Here is a 17,221-nt window from a genome sequence, read left to right as displayed (position 1 = left end):
AGGCCCGGTTGATTGAACCGGGCCTTTTTCTTTTGAACTAAACAGTTCCGCCACTGCTGCCCACTGCAAACTCGCAACTGCAAACTGCCTAATGTTTATTCCCAAACCCAAACTCCCTATAGGTATTCGGGGTATCGTCAGTATTGCTGAACGCGAAAGTGAAGGTAGCTGTCCAGTTTTCATAATCGGCTTTTTTGTCCTGAGCCGGTTCAACGTGGGTAGAGCTGATCATATAAATCCCTTCGCGGCTTAGTTTAAAAAACACCAGTCCGTTATTATCACTTAAAAGCTTCTGCGGAATGATGGTACCGTTAAGTGTACGTACGTATTGAATTACCGCGGCATCCTTCATAGGTTTGCCTTTAAACAGAATCTGTGCGGTAACATCATCTCCGTATGCCGACTTATAAGGGTTTTGCTGTATCACAATCTCGTACTCCTCGCCAAGTGGTTTATCAAAGTCTTTTCCATTGGCCTTATCAACAGAAATCAGCGTTTTGGAGGATTGGTGATACCTTTCAACAAAGTATTGCTGACTGCTGGCACGGGCTTCTTCGGCCATTTTATCAAGGCCTTCGCTTTCAAGCGCCCTTATAAATTTATTCCTTTCCGATTCTGTTTCATCCTCTCTTACCAGTTCAAAAAGTGCAAGACCCGAGTTTTGAAGCTCGTAAGTAAGTAAACTACTGTCGGCAGGGTTGCTGCTTTTTGAAAGGTCTGTTTTTTTAGAGCCCTCATACAGCATAAACTTAGTTGCCTTTGCTTTAGCGTAAATAAATTCATTTTCAGGCTTAAACTCATTACCGCTCAGTAAATGCAGGTTCAGCTTATCGCCTTTGTGCACGTAAAAATTATGTGGCAATAAGAAAAAATCCTGTGAGCTGGCGGCAAAACCGATCAGCAACAGTAACACCAAGAGTAAAATCCCCGTACGTTTCATAGTTTTTTGATAGTATCATCAAACATACAAAGTTTTAAAAACTTCAGTAGTTTTACGTTATGATTTTTGACAGGAAAAACCTCGATAATGATACTTTGCTGGCATTTTACAAAAAACTGCTATTCCCACGCATGGTTGAAGAAAAGATGCTGATCCTGCTGAGGCAGGGGCGCATTGGCAAATGGTTTTCGGGCATTGGCCAGGAAGCTATAGCAGTTGGCAGCGCCCTGGCTATGAATACCGACGAATATATTTTGCCCATGCACCGCAACCTGGGTGTTTTTACATCCCGGGGCATCCCTTTATCAAGGTTAATGGCGCAATGGCAGGGCAAACCCTCGGGCTTTACCAAGGGGCGCGACCGCTCTTTCCATTTCGGTACCCAGGAATATAAGATTATCGGGATGATATCGCACCTCGGCCCGCAGCTTGCCCTTGCCGATGGAATTGCCCTGGCCGATGTATTATCGGGCAAAAAAAAATCAACACTTGTTTTTACCGGCGAAGGCGCTACCAGCGAAGGCGATTTCCATGAAGCCCTTAACATAGCTTCCGTTTGGAAGTTACCGGTCATATTTTTGATCGAAAACAATGGTTACGCCCTTTCTACCCCAACCAACGAGCAATATAATTGCCGCGAGCTGATTGATAAAGCCATAGGTTACGGCATGGAAGGTCGCCGGATTGACGGCAATAACCTGCTTGAGGTTTATAACACCATCACCACACTTAATAAAGCCATCCGTGAAAACCCGCGCCCAATTTTGTTGGAATGTATGACCTTCAGGATGCGTGGCCACGAGGAGGCATCAGGTACCAAATACGTCCCCAATAATTTATTTGAATGGTGGGCGGGAAAAGACCCGGTTACAAACTTCGAAAAGTACCTGCTTACCGAAGGGGTTTTGCTTAAAGATATGATCCCTGCTATCCGCAAGGAGTTCGCCGCCATCATCGAAACCGAAATTGAAAAAGTTTACGCCGAGGCAGATATCATACCTGATATAGCCACAGAGGAGCAGGACATGTATAAGCCCTACAGCTTCCCAGCTGCAAAACCGCAACCTGTTGTAGTTACTAACAAGCGCTACATAGATGCCATTAGCGACGGCCTTAAACAAGCTATGCGTAAACACCCCAACCTGGTGATCATGGGGCAGGATATTGCCGAGTATGGCGGCGCTTTTAAAATTACCCAGGGCTTTGTAGAAGAATTTGGCAAAGCCCGCGTACGCAATACGCCCATCTGCGAATCGGCCGTTGTAGGTGCAGGCATGGGGCTTGCCATTAATGGCTACAAAGCTGTTGTTGAAATGCAGTTTGCTGATTTTGTCACGTGCGGCTTTAACCAGGTTGTTAATAACCTGGCCAAAACGCATTACCGATGGGGGCAGGGCGTTGACGTGGTGATCCGGATGCCGACGGGCGCGGGCACTGGTGCAGGCCCGTTCCACTCCCAAAGTAACGAAGCCTGGTTTACCAAAACACCCGGTTTAAAAGTGGTTTACCCGGCCACCCCGGCAGATGCCAAAGGCCTGCTGCTTGCCGCTATCGATGACCCCAATCCTGTAATTTATTTCGAACACAAATACTTGTACCGCAGCATCAGCGCCGATGTGCCCGATAATGAGGTAATGATTGAGATTGGAAAAGCCAACGTCATTAAACAAGGCGAAAAGGCGAGCATTATTACATTTGGCCTCGGTGTACACTGGGCTTTAGAATATGCGGACAAACATCCGGAACAATCTATCGAGATCATCGACCTCCGCAGCCTCCAACCCTGGGACCATGAAGCAATTGAAGCCAGTGTTAAAAAAACAGGACGCGCGCTGATCTTGCACGAAGATACCCTTACCAATGGTTTCGGTGCCGAAATTGCAGCCCACATTGCCGAACATTGCTTTAAATACCTCGATGCCCCGGTAATGCGTTGCGGCAGTCTGGATACTGCCATCCCCATGAATAAAGCTCTGGAAGATCAGTTTTTGGCAAAGGCAAGGTTGGAGCAGAGTATGGAGAGGTTGTTGGCTTATTAGTGGCGCCAGACCAACAGTACCGCTTCATTTTGGCTAAAGCCAACACCGAAATGATCTNCAGTACCGCTTCATTTTGGCTAAAGCCAACACCGAAATGATCTTCAACCGTTGACTAAAGTCAACGGCAATGAACTCTAAGATATCTCAAACAAGCAAGTATAGTTTTTCATTGCCGTCCCTTTTAAGGGACGGATCAAGTATCGCCATTAAATGGCTTTAGCCCAAATCTCCATTACCAGGCATGCCTCTAAATCTCCTTATCGCCACACAAGTAATGGTAAAGCCCCCGAAATTCGAAAAGCATTAAGCCACCGATTAATTACTTAAAACCCAATTCGCTTCTTCATTCGCCGCTAACGTAATCACAGCATCTGAATTTTCTATTTTTGACTTACCAGCCAATTTCAATTGCTTGCCCTTAAACACCGATGATAGATCTACGGAAAAACGCCTTGGCTTGTTGGACAGGTTCTTTAGCTTAAACCCTTTTGCAGTAATTGTATAACGAATATTGTATAGTGGGTTTGTGAAGTCAATTGTTCCGTATCCATTAACCTTGGGCTTAATGCTCAAATCGGCATTCAAGGTATGTTGAAGCCCTAAATAGTTATCTATCAATATGGATGTATAAACACATGGATATTCATAATACATATCCGCGCCGTGCCAGTCTTTATTATCAACGTAGTAAACATGGTTCATATCATAACGTTCGCCCATGTAATAAGAGTCTTTAAGGGCTTCGGCGGCAACGGTTTTAAGCTGCTTGTAAAGCATATCGTTGTTGTTAAGCCATTTCCAGTATGAAGCATCCCACCACCAGTAACGTCCGGCGGCGCAAAGGTCGTAGGGGCCGCCGTCGCCAATTTCGTTTTTGTCATAACCGGCAACATCTGCCGAGATAAAACTTGGAAACCTTTGAAACTCGGCCAGGTTTGAGTTTACCAGTTTGGCTACGGCCTGGGTTTGGACTTCATTTGTATAGCCAAATATCACGGGCAGAATATTTGCCAGTAAGTGGATATGGTTGTGTTTCACACCGCTTCTGTCTACCCAATCCACAAATCTTTGCTCCTTTTCATCCCAAAAACCCTGTGGTAATGGCTGAACCAACTGATGAGCTATCTTTTTTGAAAACCCGGCGTAGTAATCTGATTTATCTCCCCGGTTCAAAATGCTTTCCATTTGCGCCAATAACTTAAATGTATAAGCTGCTAATGCGCCTGACATGGTTTCCCGGCCATCTTTCATTACCTGGTCTTCATAATATACATCAGACCAAACACGCCCATATTGGTCAGTATTTGCGATAGTAAGCGCGGCGGCCTTTTCAAGGTTTTCGATGTTTTTACTGAGCCATACAGAATCTTTGGTTGCCTCAAAATAATGGAATGCCTCCTCCTGAATTTCCATATTGCCAGTTAACAAAAACATATTGGCATTCACCTTATTGTTTTGACTGTTCCGGCGGATGTGGTATTCGCGCTCACCGCTGGGCTGTACAGAACATGGATCCCTAAACAAACCTTCCGGATCATCCTGCATTAATTTAAACTGGAGCTCCATCATGCGCCTTACCACATCGATATCAAGGTCGGAAGCAAAAGCAAGCCGCCCTTTTATCTGAAATTCGTGATCAACATCCGGGTATGAACCGGCATAGGCCTTAGGGTTTAATGTACTGATTACGTACCCGCTTGAATAAGGATAGTTTTTAGCCTTTGTTTTTTCTATTACCGATTGCAACATGGTTCCCCAGTAAAAACCGGCCAGGGTGTTTGCAAAAGCATCGCCGCCTTGTATGTTGAGGGCATAACGGTTATTAAAACAATCGCTATGCGGACGGGCCTCGGCGGTATGCAACTCAAATTTTTTAGAATATACATTTACCCTCAACTGGTCGTTTTCAGAAACCGCCGTCACAGAGTCACTTCCCGATAATTTGATCAAATAAGCCTTATCCTTCGAAAGCGCGTCCTGAGGCAGGATCCACAAATTTGTATTTGCGCTGATTTTACCAGAGGCGTCATTTAAAGGCAGAACGTACCATTTATTATCTTCCCGGCTTACACCAACGCAGGTATGCGTTTGAAAAACCAGTTCAATAGGTTTGCCGCCATCTAGGGTAGCTACTACCGAAAAGTCCTTTAGCTTTTTGATATTGGCATTTTTATCATTTAACAGAATACCCGAGGGCTTAATTTGAGCCTGGCTTACAAAGCCGTTTAGCAAAAGAAACGCGATTAAAAGTTTTCTCATATGATTATAAATTGGGGGAGCATCTTAAAATTTGCACGTCATTTTAGACTCGCCAAATAATGCACAACCAGATAATGTCAGCTTTACAGTTATTTTATTGGTTAAAAAATAAGGCATAAAGCACACAGCCTTATTGCCTTTTCTATTTCAGGTTTATTAGGTAACGAATATAGATGTTTATCTCTGCAAAGCAGCTTTTAGGGGAATATTATATAATGCGTTGTGTTAGAATCAGGTCAACTGTTGCAACGCTTTTACGCCGCATTAGATATAAACTTCACCAAACTCCTCTTAGCCACCGGTAAAAGCGTTTGCTCAAGCGGAAAAGTAATATCACTGTGCACATAATAAACAGCCGGGTTGGGTATAAACTTATTACGGTTAATGAGGTGCAACTTGATACTTTCGGGAGTATTGGCTATGCTTTGCTCATAGGTATCAACAAAAGAGATATTGATACCGCGGTATTTATCGTCCTTACCCTCAAAAATGGTGATCTGGTATTCATAGATCCGGTTAGTGCTTTCCTTGCCGTTATGCAACGAAAAATAACCATGGTAAGGCATTAAGGGGATAATGCCAACCGGATCGATATTAACATGCCGTTCTACAAAATCATAAATATCCCTGCCGGTTTTTATTGCCGGATCTATCTTGCCGAGGGCATAGGTGATGATATGCTCTATCTCCTGCATGCTCTGATCGTCGGTAATGATCTTTTGATAGGTAAGCTTTACGGCATCAATATCGGCCTGGGATAAGCGTTGCGGAAAAGCCTGCTGTAACAGTGATTTATTCGTTTTGAAATCGATGAGGTTGTTGTAGTGGAAAATCAGGTCGGCCAGGTTAGGATATAAGCGGCTGTTATCAAAATGGCTGTTAATTTCCTGCAGATAGCTTAACAGGATATATTTTTTGTATTCAAAATCAATATGACCTTCAATAAACCAATTTGCACCTAACTGTCTCATTTTTCCGCCTCCTTTTGATAGCTTAATTTAAACAAAAAACACCAACTTTGCAATATGCCCTATGGAACCCTTTATTTAATTCCCGTACCATTGGCCGATGACGCGGCCGCTAAATCATTTACGCCATATCTGGTTGATACCATTAACAGTATCAAAGAATACATTGTGGAGAATGAAAAAACCGCCCGCCGCTTTTTAAAAGAGGCCGGTTTAAAAACCCCGCAAAGCGAACTCGTTATTCACGATTATGGCAAGCATAACCGCGATATGGGCAACGCCGACTTTTTTAAAGGCCTGCAAGCCGGTAATGATGTCGGCCTCATGAGCGAGGCTGGCTGCCCCGGAGTGGCCGATCCCGGTGCCGATATTGTGGACAAAGCCCATCGCATGGGCATAAAGGTTGTTCCGCTGGTTGGCCCAAGTTCTATTTTACTGGCGCTGATGGCTTCGGGCTTTAGCGGTCAAAGTTTTGCCTTTCATGGTTACCTGCCTATTGATAAAGTGCTTCGCGCCAAAAAGATCAAAGAACTGGAAAGTACGGCCATAAAACTTGATCAAACCCAGATGTTTATTGAAACACCTTTCCGCAATAACCCTATGCTGGAAGAGATCCTGAAAAGCGGTAACCCTAAAACCAAACTTTGCATAGCCTGCGACCTCACGGCTGCTACCGAGCTGGTGCAAACAAAAACCATTGCCGACTGGCAAAAGAAGGTGCCCGATCTGCATAAACGCCCAACAATCTTTTTACTCTATCACGGCAATAAATGACCATAAGCCAGCAGCATACCCCGGTTGTAATTGTAGGCGCCGGTCCGTCAGGTTTGATGATGGCCGCCCAGCTTTTGCGCTATGGTGTGCAGCCGGTAATTATAGATAACAAACAGGGGCCAACCACACACTCAAAAGCCCTGGCTGTGCAATCGCGATCTATGGAGATCTACAAGCAAATGGGTATTATCGATAAGGTACTCAGCGATGGCAAACGTGGTGGCGGCGTACAGTTTAACCAGGAGGGAGAAGAGGTAGCCAGCCTTTCGCTTTCAAACGTTGGCGAAGCACAAACAGCGTTTCCGTTTATCCAGATGTATCCGCAAAGCAAAAACGAGCGGTTATTGCTGGATTTTATTACCCTCAATTGCTGCCCCGTTTACTGGAATACTTCGCTGCTATCCTTAAGCCAAAATACCGAAAAAGTAAGCCTGCAGCTGCAAAGCGGCGAGGATAAGCAAACCATCACCTGCGATTGGCTGATTGGAGCCGACGGCGCGCACAGCACCGTACGCAAGCAACTCAATATTCCTTTTAATGGTGATACCTATCAGCACCAGTTTTATTTGGCTGATATCAAAATAGATGCTGATTTTGGCGATAAGGTAAACCTATTTCTGTCAAAAAAAGGGTTCGCGGGCTTTTTCCCAATGCCCGATGAACGGAGTTATCGCGTGGTAGGAAACCTGCCCGATGCTTTTGATAAGAAAGATGAGTTGCAAATTGAAGAGGTATTACCGCATCTGCGGGAAGTAACCAAACAGCAGATCATTGTTGAACAAACCAACTGGTTCACAACTTATCGTCTGCACCATCGCATGGCCGATAAATTCAGGGAGCAGCGCTGTTTTTTAATTGGCGATGCCGCACATATCCATTCGCCGGTTGGCGGGCAGGGCATGAACACCGGTTTGCAGGATGCCTATAACCTGGCCTGGAAACTGGCCGGTGTTGTTAATAACCAGCTTAAAGTATCGGTTTTGGATAGCTACGCGCAGGAAAGAATGCCCGTAGCCAAAGACCTGCTCAATACCACCGACCGTATTTTTAAAATGATCCTGTCGCGCAACTGGTTCATCAATTTACTGAAGAAGTATTTACTCCCCATAGCTTTAAAATGGGTATGGAGTAAGCCCAATTTGCGTGAGGCATTTTTTAAACGTGTATCACAAACAGGTATAACCTATCGCGACAGCAGCATAAATCTTAACCTAAGCCATGCCAGCCAGATCAAAGCCGGCGACAGGCTGCCTTACCTCAAGGTTTTCGACGAAAAGCGCCAACTGGAAACCGACCTGCATGAATGGTGCAGCAAACCCGGCTTTACGCTCATTTGCCTGGGCAAACTCAAAGAGCTCGACCTGTTTACAGTAGCCAAATGGATCACTCAAAACTACGGGGCCAGCCTCAACTTTTTTTACCTACCCCCATCAACCAAAAACCAACACATTTTTGATGCTTTTCACGTCAAAGAAAATCAAAAGAAAGCACTCATCATCCGTCCCGATATGCATATTGGGTTTTTAAATGATGTAGTGGATATTGACATGATGGATAATTATTTGCAGAATATAGCGGGGGTAGTTCATGGTTTATAGATCATGGTTCATGGTAATGGCCACCTTTGTTCACTTTGCAATTCGGCTGTTGACTATCAAGCTAAAAGCCATCCGCCCTGCAATTCAGCTATGAACTATGATCCATCAACAATGAACTAAAAAAATCATCTCATCACCATTACCCAGCCACTCATTACATTGCCGTTTTTTAGATCTATTACGTAATAGTATGTGCCCGATGGAATATCCTGGCCGCTGTATTTGCCGTCCCAGGCTTTGGGGTAGCCGGTACTTTTAAACACCAGGCCACCGTAGCGGTTAAACACCTGTGTAGTTGAAGTTGGGTAGGTGTCCAATGCTTCAATGTTCCAGGTATCGTTAACACCATCACCATTGGGTGTAAAAGTATTGGGGATAACTACTTTTTTATAAACACGCACAAATACCTCGTCGGTAGCTTCATCGCCGCAGCCGGAGTTTGATACCACGTGCAGGGTGTAGGTGATATCTTCAAGCGGTGATGCCGTTGGCTTAAGTTCAAGGCTGCTGCTCAGGTTATCGGTCGGGGTCCAATAATAGCTTACGTTTGTTCCCTTGGTACTGCCGTTCAGCGTTACCGATTGCCCCTGGGTAATATGCCTGTCGGGACCAGCATTAGATACCGGCTTTTTAAGCACATTAACCTGAACCTGAACGGTTGAAGTACAGGTTCCGTTACTCACTGTAACCGTATAAAGCGTAGTATCTGTTGGGCTGGCTACCGGATTGGCAATGCCGGCATCAGAAAGGCCAGTACTGGGCGACCATGAATAGGTTGAGCCGCCACTGGCATTTAAAGTTACCGAACTGCCCTCGCAAATTGGCTCAACCGGCGCTACAGCTGCAACAGGCTGGGCATTCACAATCACTGATAGCGGAACTGTAACCTCGCATCCCGATGACGATTTAATGGTAACGCTATAAGGTCCGGCAGCAGCAGCCGTCACATTATCGATGGTTGGGTTTTGAAGTACCGATGTAAAACCATTTGGCCCAGTCCATTTATAACTTACGCCGGTAGATGCATTGAGCGATAAAGTCGTGCCCGCGCAAACTGGTGTATTGGCGGTTGCGGTTGATGAAGGCGGAGCCCCTACAGTAAGCGTAAGCACATTTGATGCCGACCTGCAAAGCGCCGAATTGATGTTCCCTGCCTGTGCCGTTACGGCGCGGTAATAATAAGTTCCGGCCACAGTTGGCGATGTGATCTGGTATGTTGAGCTGGTATTGTTTGCCCCGGCAAGATCCGCCCAGGCGCCATTGCCGTTTTTAGACTGCCATAAAACCGTATACCCGCTGGGGATAGTAGTGCTAAGCGTATAAGTTTGCGGAACATCTGAACAGGCCGCCGCGGTTAAGGTTGAGCTTGAACTGCTGAAACTTGCCGCTATGACGGGCCCATAAGGACGAAAAACGATATCGTCAATAGCCAGGTCGTTGGCCGGAGCACCCCCCGCGCTGTTATTGATCATCTTGATAACTACATCACCAACACCCGCCGGCAAGGTAAAATTAAATGACTCCTGTACCCATTTATAAGTGCCGCTGGTACGGGCAATGGTACCGGTATTATAACTCTGGATAGTTGTCCCGTCGGTTTTTTCAATAGCGAAAGTGATATTTGGCGGACTGATATCATTGCTCCTCAACAAATTCACCACCCAGGCCGAGAACTGATAGGTGGTATTAGAGCATAACCCGGTAATGGTACGTTTATAAAAATAATCGGTTTTGGATACACTGGCATTTACTACCATCATATAGCCTCCTGTATTACCTGTATGATCTGTTGCCGACCACCAAACATTGCCCGCACCAGCAGTAGTATTTTCAATGGTATAATAACCATCACTCGGAAAATCAGCACTGCTGTAAGGATAGCTCGTCGACCCTGAGTCGGCAGGCAATGCACCAGAGTGTGTTGAGGTGCCTGAGCCAAAAGTGATACTCACAACCGGATCGCCGAGGCTTTGCGCATTTGTTTTACGAACCAATAAGATGAGAAAAAAGCTGATTAGGGGGAGTAACTTTTTTGCTTCCAACGGAATACTGTTTTTAAAAAAGCGCCTGCATGTACTACTAACACACAGACGCTACTATCGCAACTATTATGAAAAGGGGTACTAATAAACCATTTATGGGGTTATAATTGGTTTATGACATAAATATGCGGGCATGGCGGCTATTCATCAATATTGTATCGATGAATCACAGTTTTGTATAGGCGAACTTAACGGGAGTGATAAATTACCGGCAAATAAGGCGAAACCCTTGAAATACTTTTACTTCTGCTTTGCCCAGTTACGGGCGAAATCGTTATAAGTTTCGCTTATGGGCAGCTCAACATCTGTTAGCTGAACTTTGCGGTTTTGAATGGAGCGGATCTTGTTTACAGGTACGATATAGCTGCGATGGATGCGCTGAAATTTGCTTGTGGGGAGTTTTTCCAATACCTTTTTCATAGGCATCAGCGTAAGGATGGTTTTCTCGTTGGTGATGTGGATCTTGATATAGTCCTCCATGCTTTCTATATACTCAATGGTACCCAGATCTATCTTAACCATACGGTATTCGGAGTACACATACAGACTTTCCTCCGCCGCTTCTTCGGCGGGCTTGCTTCTGTATTTGTAGTAATCAACGGCCTTTTCAACAGCTTTGGTAAAACGCTTAATATCAATGGGCTTTAAAACATAATCAAGGGCTTCCAGTTCAAAGCCTTCATACGCGAAATTTTTATGGGCTGTGGTAAATATCACCATGGGCTTTACGTCAAGCGAACGTACCAGGTCGATCCCGGTGATGTCGGGCATATTGATATCAACAAACAGCAGGTCTACCGGATTGTGTTTTAAAAATTCCGCGCCGGATATGGCGTCTTCAAAAGTATTAACCATTTGCAACGCCGGGAAACGGGATACATAATCGTTGATGAGCCTTAAGGCCAGCGGCTCATCATCAATGGCTATACATTTAAGCACCATATTATTTAAGCTTGTAAAGTAAGTTGAACAATATACTCATTATTCAGACTGCTTATGCTTAATAAATGTTTGTTGGGGTATAAATGCTCCAGGCGCTTTTTGGTGTTATTGATGCCGATGCCCGTACGCTGATAATCGCTTTTTTGTACACCGAAGATGCGATTTTTGCAGTAAAACGAGATTTTCAACCCCTGGATATCTATGCTGATATCAATATCAGATGGTTCATGTTTACTCACCCCGTATTTAAAAACGTTTTCTACAAAGGTCATCATTACCAGTGGGGCTATCTGTTTGTGGTCGATATCACCTTTAACCTCAAAATTCACTTTGGTGTTTTTACCGATACGAAGACGTTGCAGCTCGATATAGTCGCTGATACAATCTATTTCGCTTTGCAGCGGAACAAAATCTTCGGCAACATCATCGGTAACATAGCGCATAATATTTGATAGCTTCATGATACTGTCGGCCGCGTTATCATCTTTAATAGCCGCAAGGGTATAGATATTATTCAAGGTATTGAACAAAAAATGTGGATTGATCTGCGCTTTCAGAAACGACAGTTCAGCATTGGTTTTATCGGCTTCTGCCCGGGCTGCGCGTTGCTCGGTCAGCTGCCATTGCTGCACCGTTTTTATTGCCATGCTCAGCGCCATGATCATCAGGAAGATGAACAGGCTGGTGCTATCGAGCGGTCGCATACGGTGCCGGCGCCACTGAGACTGCGCTTTGAAATAGGCCGAGTCAGAGCGGAAGGGCGGGCGGTCAAACGCGGCGGCGGTATCACCCGGAGGAACGCCAAAAGGGCCATTACCAAAACGCTCTCCACCAAATGGAGGGCGATGCCGCATCATCATGCCGTTCATCATTCGCCAGCCATCGGTACTGCGCATTAACTTGTCAAAAGGGCGAAGCAGGTAAACTCCGGCTAATAATACCACAACTATGACGCTGTAAATGGCATATTTCTTTTTCAGAAAAAACCTTGGAATGAAAACGTACGCGTTTGAATAAAAAAGCACCATGTAGGTAACGCAAAACACCCAGTAGGCCGGCTTCTGTAAAAAAGTGGCAATGGAAGTATTGTAAAAAGCCCGGCTATTTAAAAACACCAGCGGAAAGGCCATAAATAGCAACCACCCCGCAATATGTATCACAACCGAAAATGCTTTAAAACGCGACATTATGTAAAATAACGCATTATGTTACAGCAATAAAAACAAGTGTCGGTATTTTAATGATTTGTGTGGATGAGTTTTGTTAAGTCACAATTCTGAAGCCGGTAGTTCTAAGTCTTAATAAGCCGTTTCAAAATGGGAAAATGTTGTTTACAAGGCTGCAAACTTCATTGCCGTTGGTTTTAACCAACGGAATAATAGTAACAAAGAAGGGGGCTTCAGCCTAAATCTGCTTATTTAATTAGGCTAAAGCCAGGGACTTTCAGTTTTTTTACCGTTGGTTAAAACCAACGGCAATGAATGTCTTTTCACGAGCAGCCTCCAGGTAAAAACTTGATACTTTTAACTTAGAACTACCGACTTAAAACTTCGGACTTAAGACTTAACCATGAATGGTTTCACCTTTGCCGTAATTCTGGATCACATGGGCTTCATACTCCAGGAATTGTTTCCAGCGGGCATCAACATCTATTTCTTCGGCGTATTTTTTGGCCAGGCGAATGAACATGGAGTAGTGGGTTGCCTCGCTTATCATCAACTCGTGGTAAAAGGCAGCTAATTGCTCATCATTAATATTTTCGGAGAGCACCTTAAAACGTTCACAACTGCGGGCTTCAATCATGGCCGAAAACAACAGCCTGTCAATCAACTGAGCTTCGCGGCCACCACCCACAATAATAAATTTTCTGAGCTCATTTACGTAGTTATCCTTACGCTCGCGGCCAAGGATATAGCCACGCTCAAGAATAATATCATGCACCCGTTTAAAATGATCCATTTCTTCCTGCACCAGCAGCGCCATCTCCTGTACCAGTTCGCTCAGGTTGGGGTTTTGAACAATAAGGGTAATAGCATTACTTGCCGCCTTTTGTTCGCAAAAAGCGTGATCGGTCAAAATTTCTTCGATATTACTCTCCACCACGTTCTTAACCCAAAGCGGATCGGTAGGCAGCTGCAGTTTTAAAATGGTTTTCTCGCTCACGGTACAAAGATAACTCTTGGAAGTGAAAGTTGGAGGCGAAAGGTTAAAGGCGAAAGGCAAAAGGTTGTCGCTACGAAGGGTAAAAAAATAAAGGCCATCCTTTACGGATAGCCTTTATTTTACTTTTTTATTGCTCTATTTTTTTGAGCTTGATATCAAAGATCACGATAGAGTTAGGCGGGATCTGGCTGGTGCCGTATACACCGTAAGCTAAACGGGAAGGTGCGATAAGCAGGATCTCACCTCCGGCGGCGATCATGGGGATTCCTATTTGCCAGCCGGTAAGCAGCGTATTTAGCTTATTGCTGTAATCTGTTTGCCCATTTATACTTACACCACTAAGCAATTGCGCCGAGTAGTCGATAGTAACCGTCGCGTTTGGCCCTGCATGAGTACCTGTTCCCGGTGTGATGATCTGATAATAAAGTCCTGAAGTATCTTTTGTCGCGGTTATTTCCGGATGCGCTGCAAGGTAAATTTTGATATTGCCGTCCTCGTTCAAAACGTTTTGCTGCGGATCGGCCGATTTATCTTTAAAACATGCAGACAGCACCAATAGCGGCGCTAATAACAATAGCAACAGGGTTTTTCTCATTTCAGGCTTTGGTAATTGAATCAGCTAAAACTAAGCAGATCAATCGTAAATACCAAAACCGAGTTTGCAGGGATACCATCTTTAGCAGTATTGCCATAGCCCTCCCTTGAAGGGATCACCAAAATGATACGGCCTCCGGCTTTTAAATAAGGAAGCCCTGATTGCCAGCCAGCGATAAGTCCGCTGAGGCTCTGGTTGATAGTACCCGAATCAAATGTGGTTCCAGCCAATAATTTGCCGGTATAGGTTACCTTAACTGTTGATGACGCGGTTGGCTTTGCGCCGGTGCCTTGTGTTACAATTTTATAATAAACACCAGAACCATCGGCGGTAGCATGAAAAGCAGTATCAGTACCGATGTAAGCTTTAATAGCGGCGTCATCTGCAGCGGCTTGTTTTGAAGCGTCGAATTTGTCTTTTGAGCATGAAGCGAGGATCACCAGGGGGGCGAATACGAATAATAGAAATTTCTTCATTGAGTTAATAGTTCTGTTTTAGTTAATTTGACGGGTAAAAGCTACAGAACGCTACAACATTCAACTTATTTTGGCCGATTTACTTAAATTCTGTTAAATCTACAGTGAACACCAATACTGAGTTTTCCGGGATGCGGCCTACGCCATTAGCACCATAAGCAAGCCCCGAGGGTACGATGAGTAATATGGTACCGCCCTCTTTCACCAGCGGAATGCCTATTTGCCAGCCTTTAATTAAATGATCCAATGGACTTGAAAAGCCGCTTGCCTTATCAACCACCATATCATTTAGTAAAGCCGCGGTATAATTTACCGTAACCATCGAGCTTTCGGTAGGGTGCTGGCCTTTACCTTCAGCCAAAACCTGAAAGTAAATGCCCGACGAATGTTTTTGCACTTTAAGCTGCGGATTAGCTTTCAGGTAAACGCGAATCAGCGAATCATCCATTTTAGCCTGTTTTTCCTGGTTTATTTTAACGGAGTTATCGCATGACATCATCAGCGTAATGATAACCGCGCTTAGCAATAAAAGGTATTTTTTCATGATGGGTATTCAAATAAAAGCCCCCTTTGCAATAAAGGGGGCTTAGTTTATGTTTTGGGTTGATTAAACCGTTGTTTTAATTTTCAGTTCGGTCATTTGCGCTTCGGCAATGGTTGATGGCGAATCGATCATCACATCGCGGCCCGAGTTGTTTTTAGGGAAGGCGATCACATCACGGATAGAATCCAGACCGGCAAATATTGATGCCAGGCGGTCAAAACCAAACGCGATACCACCATGCGGAGGTGCGCCATATTCAAAGGCGTCCATCAGGAAGCCGAATTGCTTTTGTGCCTCTTCCGGCGAGAAACCAAGATGCTTGAACATCAGTGATTGCAAACCACGATCATGGATCCGGATAGAACCACCGCCAATTTCAGTACCGTTAATTACCAGGTCATAAGCATTAGCGCGTACAGTTCCGGGTTCGGTATCCAACAGATTAATATCCTCCGGCTTAGGCGAGGTGAACGGATGGTGCATAGCGTGGTAACGGCCGCTTTCTTCATCCCACTCCAATAGCGGGAAGTCAACTACCCATAGCGGAGCGAATGTGTTTTTATCGCGTAGGCCTAAACGGCTACCCATTTCCAAACGTAATTCGTTCAGTTGTTTGCGTACTTTATCAGCACCTCCGGCCAAAATCAACATTAAGTCGCCTTTTTCGGCACTAAATGCGGCTGCCCAGTTGGTTAGCTCATCTTCATTATAGAATTTATCTACCGATGATTTCAATGTTCCGTCCTCATTGTAACGGCAATAGATCATGCCTGTTACGCCAATTTGAGGGCGTTTTAACCATTCGGTTAGTTCATCAACCTGTTTGCGGGTATAGCTTGCACAGCCTTTGGCGTTGATACCAACAACCAGTTCGGCATTATCAAAAATGCTGAAGCCTTTGCCTTTAACAATATCGTTCAGCTCAACAAACTCCATCCCAAAGCGTACATCCGGCTTATCCGATCCGTACAGGCGCATCGCATCTGAATACAGCATACGCGGAACCTCGCCCAGGTCAATATCTTTTACAGTTTTGAACAGGTGGCGGGTAAGGCCTTCAAAAATATTCAGGATATCTTCCTGGCTTACAAATGAAAGCTCGCAGTCAATCTGAGTAAACTCAGGCTGACGGTCGGCACGCAGGTCCTCGTCCCTGAAACATTTTACAATCTGGAAATAACGGTCGAAACCGCTTACCATTAGCAATTGTTTAAAAGTTTGTGGCGATTGCGGCAGGGCATAAAACTCGCCCGCGTTCATGCGGCTTGGTACCACAAAGTCGCGTGCACCTTCCGGGGTCGATTTGATCAGTACCGGGGTTTCAACCTCAATAAAGTCGAGCTTATCTAAATATTTACGCACTTCCTGCGCCATTTTGTGACGAAGTACCAGGTTGTTACGAATAGGGTTACGACGCAGGTCGAGGTAACGGTATTTAGCACGTAATTCCTCGCCGCCATCTGTTTCGTCTTCAATCAGGAAAGGAGGCAATTTGGCCGCGTTAAGCACTTCAATATCCGTAACAACAATTTCAATTTCGCCGGTTGGGATCTTGGTGTTTTTACTGGCACGCTCAATTACATTACCGGTAACTTTGATCACAAACTCGCGACCAAGTTCACGGCTTTTTTCGCGCAGCGTAGCATCTGTATCTGTGTTAAATATCAATTGGGTTAAACCATAACGGTCGCGCACGTCGATAAAAGTAGTACCGCCCAAATCGCGCGATTTTTGTACCCAACCGCATAAAGTAACGGTTTGGCCTAAATGGCTGATATTTAATTCGCCGCAGGTATGAGTTCTAAGCATAGCAATGTTTTATAAAAGTTTGCTAAAGTAGGATTTTGATTTCGGATTTCGGATTTTGGATTTCGAATTTAG

At 44.8% G+C, this 17,221-nt stretch carries 14 protein-coding genes; 3 read left to right on the top strand and 11 right to left on the bottom strand.

Annotated features, from left to right (window positions below; all coding sequences use genetic code 11):
- Window positions 1–88 precede the first annotated feature (88 nt).
- Window positions 89–940: a DUF4198 domain-containing protein gene (locus DUL71_RS20060; RefSeq protein WP_114939747.1), complete on the bottom strand. Its 852-nt coding sequence runs from the start codon at window positions 938–940 to the stop codon at window positions 89–91.
- Between the two features lie 59 nt (window positions 941–999).
- On the opposite strand from DUL71_RS20060, the gene DUL71_RS20055 reads away from it, so the two are divergent.
- Window positions 1,000–2,979 carry an alpha-ketoacid dehydrogenase subunit alpha/beta gene (locus DUL71_RS20055; protein ID WP_114939746.1) on the top strand — a complete coding sequence of 660 codons (1,980 nt, stop codon included), beginning with the start codon at window positions 1,000–1,002 and terminating at the stop codon, window positions 2,977–2,979.
- A gap of 315 nt (window positions 2,980–3,294) precedes the next feature.
- On the opposite strand, the gene DUL71_RS20050 is transcribed toward DUL71_RS20055, so the two are convergent.
- Both DUL71_RS20050 and DUL71_RS20045 read right to left on the bottom strand, forming a co-directional pair.
- Window positions 3,295–5,238, bottom strand: a complete 1,944-nt coding sequence (locus DUL71_RS20050; RefSeq protein ID WP_114939745.1) for a hypothetical protein — start codon at window positions 5,236–5,238, stop codon at window positions 3,295–3,297.
- 254 nt (window positions 5,239–5,492) lie between these two features.
- A complete protein-coding gene (locus tag DUL71_RS20045) occupies window positions 5,493–6,209 on the bottom strand; it encodes a hypothetical protein (RefSeq protein ID WP_114939744.1) in 717 nt (238 codons plus the stop codon).
- A gap of 54 nt (window positions 6,210–6,263) precedes the next feature.
- Here DUL71_RS20045 and DUL71_RS20040 point away from each other — a divergent pair, with 54 nt between their 5' ends.
- Both DUL71_RS20040 and DUL71_RS20035 read left to right on the top strand, forming a co-directional pair.
- Window positions 6,264–6,980 carry an SAM-dependent methyltransferase gene (locus tag DUL71_RS20040; RefSeq protein ID WP_114939743.1) on the top strand — a complete coding sequence of 239 codons (717 nt, stop codon included), beginning with the start codon at window positions 6,264–6,266 and terminating at the stop codon, window positions 6,978–6,980.
- Entirely contained in the window at window positions 6,977–8,578 is a 1,602-nt protein-coding gene (locus tag DUL71_RS20035; RefSeq protein ID WP_114939742.1) for an FAD-dependent monooxygenase, read from the top strand. The genes DUL71_RS20040 and DUL71_RS20035 overlap by 4 nt, the downstream gene beginning before the upstream one ends.
- A gap of 125 nt (window positions 8,579–8,703) precedes the next feature.
- Here the strand turns inward: DUL71_RS20035 and DUL71_RS20030 are convergent, their stop codons facing one another.
- The 8 genes from DUL71_RS20030 to aspS all read right to left on the bottom strand — a co-directional run bounded on the left by DUL71_RS20030 (window position 8,704) and on the right by aspS (window position 17,149).
- A complete protein-coding gene (locus DUL71_RS20030) occupies window positions 8,704–10,620 on the bottom strand; it encodes a T9SS type B sorting domain-containing protein (protein WP_114939741.1) in 1,917 nt (638 codons plus the stop codon).
- Window positions 10,621–10,860: 240 nt separating this feature from the next.
- Window positions 10,861–11,562, bottom strand: a complete 702-nt coding sequence (locus DUL71_RS20025) for a LytR/AlgR family response regulator transcription factor (RefSeq protein ID WP_114939740.1) — start codon at window positions 11,560–11,562, stop codon at window positions 10,861–10,863.
- 5 nt (window positions 11,563–11,567) lie between these two features.
- On the bottom strand, window positions 11,568–12,749 hold the full coding sequence (locus DUL71_RS20020) for a sensor histidine kinase (protein ID WP_114939739.1): 1,182 nt from the start codon (window positions 12,747–12,749) through the stop codon (window positions 11,568–11,570).
- Between the two features lie 376 nt (window positions 12,750–13,125).
- On the bottom strand, window positions 13,126–13,725 hold the full coding sequence (locus tag DUL71_RS20015) for a MiaE family protein (RefSeq protein WP_208645606.1): 600 nt from the start codon (window positions 13,723–13,725) through the stop codon (window positions 13,126–13,128).
- Between the two features lie 127 nt (window positions 13,726–13,852).
- On the bottom strand, window positions 13,853–14,320 hold the full coding sequence (locus tag DUL71_RS20010) for an FKBP-type peptidyl-prolyl cis-trans isomerase (RefSeq protein ID WP_114939738.1): 468 nt from the start codon (window positions 14,318–14,320) through the stop codon (window positions 13,853–13,855).
- A 20-nt stretch (window positions 14,321–14,340) separates the two neighbouring features.
- A complete protein-coding gene (locus DUL71_RS20005) occupies window positions 14,341–14,796 on the bottom strand; it encodes an FKBP-type peptidyl-prolyl cis-trans isomerase (RefSeq protein WP_114939737.1) in 456 nt (151 codons plus the stop codon).
- Window positions 14,797–14,875: 79 nt separating this feature from the next.
- The gene (locus DUL71_RS20000) at window positions 14,876–15,340 is read right to left on the bottom strand and encodes an FKBP-type peptidyl-prolyl cis-trans isomerase (RefSeq protein WP_114939736.1); all 465 of its coding nucleotides are present in this window, start codon (window positions 15,338–15,340) and stop codon (window positions 14,876–14,878) included.
- Window positions 15,341–15,403: 63 nt separating this feature from the next.
- Window positions 15,404–17,149, bottom strand: a complete 1,746-nt coding sequence (gene aspS, locus DUL71_RS19995) for an aspartate--tRNA ligase (RefSeq protein ID WP_114939735.1) — start codon at window positions 17,147–17,149, stop codon at window positions 15,404–15,406.
- Window positions 17,150–17,221 lie beyond the last annotated feature (72 nt).

The sequence above is a fragment of the Mucilaginibacter endophyticus genome (assembly GCF_003351025.1).
Lineage (GTDB): Bacteria > Bacteroidota > Bacteroidia > Sphingobacteriales > Sphingobacteriaceae > Mucilaginibacter > Mucilaginibacter endophyticus.
Note: the sequence above shows the minus strand (reverse complement) of the source record. Positions and strands in the feature narration are given on the sequence as shown.